The organism is Chamaesiphon polymorphus CCALA 037 (assembly GCF_003003845.1).
Taxonomy (GTDB): Bacteria; Cyanobacteriota; Cyanobacteriia; order Cyanobacteriales; family Chamaesiphonaceae; genus Chamaesiphon; species Chamaesiphon polymorphus.
On record NZ_PVWO01000490.1, the window covers coordinates 1 to 4,303 of the forward strand.

Here is a 4,303-nt window from a genome sequence, read left to right on the forward strand (position 1 = left end):
GGACTGGAAAGAAAAGATCCAGAATCATCCCCTAATCCAGGAACGTCAAAGTGAGAACCGATCCAAGGCAAGAGTGACAGCAGCCGCTGCGAGCCAACTACAATTTCGGCTGTGCCCGTACTGCCGATATAAGCTGTGGTGGGGAGGTCTAGAACGGCGGGATCTAGGGGGACGATCGCCATAACCACAGGTCGATCGATTTGCAAAGCGGTACTAGTAGCTAGTCCAAATTGGGTGCGGATGTCTTCAGGACTGCGAATTTCAGGTTTAGCGGTGAGCCTCAGTCCGCTCGAGCGATCGAGGCTGGATATTCCCTCGAAGTGGAGTCGGAGCGGCTGATGAGGCTGTAACTGCGATCGCGTTCGAGCGGGAAAGAATGCAGCAATTACCACTTCTTCCCGACCTCCTGAAGTTCGAGCTGGCAACCGGACGATCGTGGCCTTCCCAGTAGCAAAAACGGGTACCTTCGCGTACCAGGCCAGGAAAATCCCGCCAAATAGTGATCCCAGGAGTAGCCATAGATAGAGAAAACTGCTGGGAGAGATCCATCGCGGCAGCACAACTTCCTCGCGGCTGGCAGCATAACGACGAATCGCATCCGATCGAAAAATAGAGCGGTTGGGTCGATCGTTCATGTTTTTCTACCCAAATATGCTAGCGATCGATTCGGTCTTGGCAGTCTGGGGGCGAGTGACTGGAGGTGCCATAACTAACACCGAAGGTACTCGATCGGGTGCTGCTAGCCGCAATAGTCCGTAACCAATTCCGGCCAAGCCAGTCATTAGTCCGGGAGATTCTACTGCCAGTGGAATGCCACAGAGCCATCCATCTCGATCGATGCTGCCCAGAATTGTGGCGGCAAGGCGATTGCACTTTACTTGCCACTGTGGTTCCCCCAGAATTTTACTCGCTTGGAGCAGGAGTTCTAGATTGCCCAAGTCGCCATGACAGAGGGAATGATTGCGGCCAAAGCCCCGATTTAGGGTCGTTTGCAGTGCTGCATCAATCTCGATCGATGTTGCTGGATCGTTCAGGTGTTGCAAACATTGCAGACGCGCTAAACCGATCCCTGGAGCACCGTGACACCAGGCGTGCATGAAACAATCGCGTTCGGGCATTTCCGCCGAAGATTCGCCGATACTGTTACGCACGGTTGTCTCAAATTCGCGCAGATCTGGCCAGTTCATTTTTTGCGGGGAGAAGAGACTGCGTTCGTAGGCGATCGCGTCTAAGGCAATGTTCCGAAAGCGTTCGTCACTAGAGAGGGCAGCCAGTTCTAGCAAAGCCCAAGCAATTCCGGCATTTCCATGCGAGAAGCCTGCCAGCGGCTGGGAGCTGATTTTGGGATTACGCCATCCACATCCCCGTTCTAGTTGCTGGGCATGGGCAATCAGATGTTCGCCACATTGCAGGGCAACCTTCAATGTTTGCTGGGAAGGTCGCTGGCTGTAAAGTGCGAGTAATCCACCGATACAACCAGCGGCACCGCCAATGATGTCAAAATGTCGATCTCGATCGATTAACTCGGGCAGCAGGTTGGTATACTCCTCTGCACGATCGAGGAGTTCGGGTCGATCCCAAAGGGTGCCTAAATGGGTGTAGCAATAAATAATGCCCCCCCAACCGCTGAAACCGCCAATTTCGGTAATCCAGGCGGAATTTTGCGCGAGGATGCGTTGCAGGGTGTGTAGTGCCGCTTGGGAGAGTTGCGTATAGCGCGGGTCTTGCGCGATTTCGCCCAAATAGGCCAGAAATAAAATAACGCCTGGTAATCCATCATAGAGATCGGCCCCCAGCGGCGTTAGCGTCCAATGACGATCGTCTACAAGGTTTAAGCCAATCCAGGCTGCATCCGATTCTCCTCTTACTGCCAGGGTTTCGAGGCGATCTCCGATGGCTCTAGCTGCCTGTACATACCGATCGCGAGTGACTATTTTCAGGGAATCGATCGGTCGCGTAGTATTTCTGGCTTTGGGTCGATCGGTATCTTGGGAGAGGGAAGTCAAAGATGCCCGAATAATCCAAAGTTGTCGATTTAGGTCGGTGTGGCTGAGTTGCTGCAATCGCTCTCTCACAGATTCTAGTCCCGATCGATCTAGATAATTGGGGATCTGTTTGCCGCTGCTCGTCCAGAGATCCTTTGATTCGGGACGGGTGGTAAACATCGGAATATCCCCTTTCCAGAGGTCTTCCTGTTCGGCAGCGATGAGTTGGGCTAAATAGGGTAGATGCTCGACGGCGAGCCAAAGTCTGTCAAATAGGCGATCGCGATCGAGTGCATTGCGCAGGACATCGGGGTGAGAGCTTTCGATTTGGAGCAGGGCATAGGTGCGAGTAGCCCGCACGATCGTCCGCACGGTATCGCCTGCAAAGCGATCCAGAGGGCCTGACTCAGCTAACAAATCCGCCCGATGGTTTAAGATCAAATGGTATATAGAGGCGAATCCTCGATCGATCGCCTCGGCGTAGTCCAGAACATTTACCTTTTCGTGATTGAGTGTGGGCTGGTTATTGGTCGCGTTCATCTCAATCCGCTCGCGCATGAGTTTCATTTCGTCGGTGCCAATCCCCTGCCAGCGCGGAACTTCATGGGGTGTCAATTGTCCTTCAGACGATCCTAAGCCACTTAAGTCAATGCCAGCGGATTCTGCCGTAGACCAGATCCGGTGCGGTAGCAACCCAATCCCAAAGACAGAGTAACCGAGCATATTATTGGCAAGCTGTTCTGCCTGAGTCAGATCCAAGCCACCGACGCGGGGATGGAACAAGGCTTCGAGATCTAGCAAAACCGGATGTTCTCCTGCTGCAATCAGGTTTTCATGATGAAAATCCGTTGCTTCCAAAGCATACAGAATCGCCAGATAGCCACCTTGCCGTTCGTAGAATCTGTGAATTTCTGCTTCAGTAGAGCATGTCTGTGCCTCAACATATTCGACCCAGCCGTAGTCCTGGCGATCGAGAATTTTCAGCAACCGGAACGGCGGATGCTCTCCACGTTCGTTAACCCAGTGCAATAGTTCCTGGAAATGCACATCGAGAGACATCGATCTGGGTTTATACACGACGCGAAAATCCGCACTGAATTTCGCGATGATGACACTGCGCCCTTCTCGATGACTGTCCCCTTCACCTGCGCTGACTTCTACCAACACCCCTGGCTGCTGACTGGGGGATAACTGCGATCGCAGATCGTCCCAATCTCGACACAAATGCTGGAGAAATTCCAGGCTAGTCGTCACCCAATGGTTGATACAGATGAAAGCTTGTCGCGCCAGCACCGGATATTCTTGCAAAATACTCAGGGCAACATCTCGTTGACGTAATCGCTGCGTAAAACTTTGAAATCGTAGCTCTGGAGTATCGCCATGAAGCAGTCCTTGCAACCGCGCCACATTTAGCTCCAACACCAAAGTGCGACTGACGATCGATAGTAGTCGCTTGGGGAGATTTGTAAATAAAAGGGTTTCGATCGTGTTGGGGTCAAACGGGAGTTCGGCAACGGTGGCGACTAGGTTCTGAATTCCCGCTCGCAGGCGATCGCATCCTTGCTGAATTATTGGCTCGACGAGATTTAAAAAATCGATCGTGGGAATTTCTTTTAGCTCGTCAGGCATCTCTATTGGTTCAAATTCAGTCTCATTAGAAAAGGCTCGTTCCAATTCAATTAACCAGTTTGGTGGTGTCAATCTGCGATCGCGAACTGCCTCGATCGGTTCGCCGAGAATGTGCAGGAATTCTGCTTCACTGATGTTTGCTGTCGCCAGCCGTCGATCGAAATAGTCATCTTTGTCGAATGGCGGTTGCGTTCGCCACCGCTGGATCGATCGTTGAGCCACTTCGGCATCCATTTCCAGGTTTGAGTTGCGATCTTCAATGGCGATCGAGGAAGCAATTCGCTCGGATAAAGCGACTGCCCGATACCAGTCTGCTGTTTGAAAGTAAGGGTGATTCATACAAATTTATATTATTTTAATGGTTTTTTAAGCTATTATAAAAAGCTCCCTTTTTATGGAAATTAAAGATATTTTTTGATAGAAAAATGAGTGCGATTGTGCAATCGCCTTACTGTTAAGTAACACGATCGCACACTTTTGTCATTAGACTACCGTTTAATGACCAACACATAGATTACACGCACCCGAGCATGGGTTATTACGAGCAGCTCCAGTAGCAGACTTTAGTTCCGCATCTGTTAGCTCGATAGAACCAGCCGGATTTTCTGGTAAAAATGCACGCTCTTTTGCACTTAAACCATTACGAAAATCCAAGCTTTTCCAACTACGAATAATGTTTTCTTGAGACA

3 protein-coding genes are annotated in these 4,303 nt (G+C 50.8%); all 3 read right to left on the bottom strand.

Going from position 1 to position 4,303, the window contains the following annotated elements; genetic code table 11:
• A partial coding sequence (locus C7B77_RS25020) for a hypothetical protein (RefSeq protein ID WP_146138508.1) occupies positions 1 to 635 on the bottom strand: 635 nt, incomplete at its 3' end.
• Between the two features lie 6 nt (positions 636 to 641).
• Positions 642 to 3,953, bottom strand: a complete 3,312-nt coding sequence (locus C7B77_RS25025) for a type 2 lanthipeptide synthetase LanM family protein (protein WP_106311334.1) — start codon at positions 3,951 to 3,953, stop codon at positions 642 to 644.
• A 156-nt stretch (positions 3,954 to 4,109) separates the two neighbouring features.
• The coding region (locus tag C7B77_RS25030) for a mersacidin/lichenicidin family type 2 lantibiotic (RefSeq protein ID WP_106311337.1) at positions 4,110 to 4,303 on the bottom strand (194 nt) is incomplete at its 5' end.

Coding starts and splice junctions, on each gene's coding strand:
- C7B77_RS25025 (WP_106311334.1), bottom strand. CDS start 3,953: ATGAATCACCCTTACTTTCAAACAGCAGACTGGTATCGGGCAGTCGCT.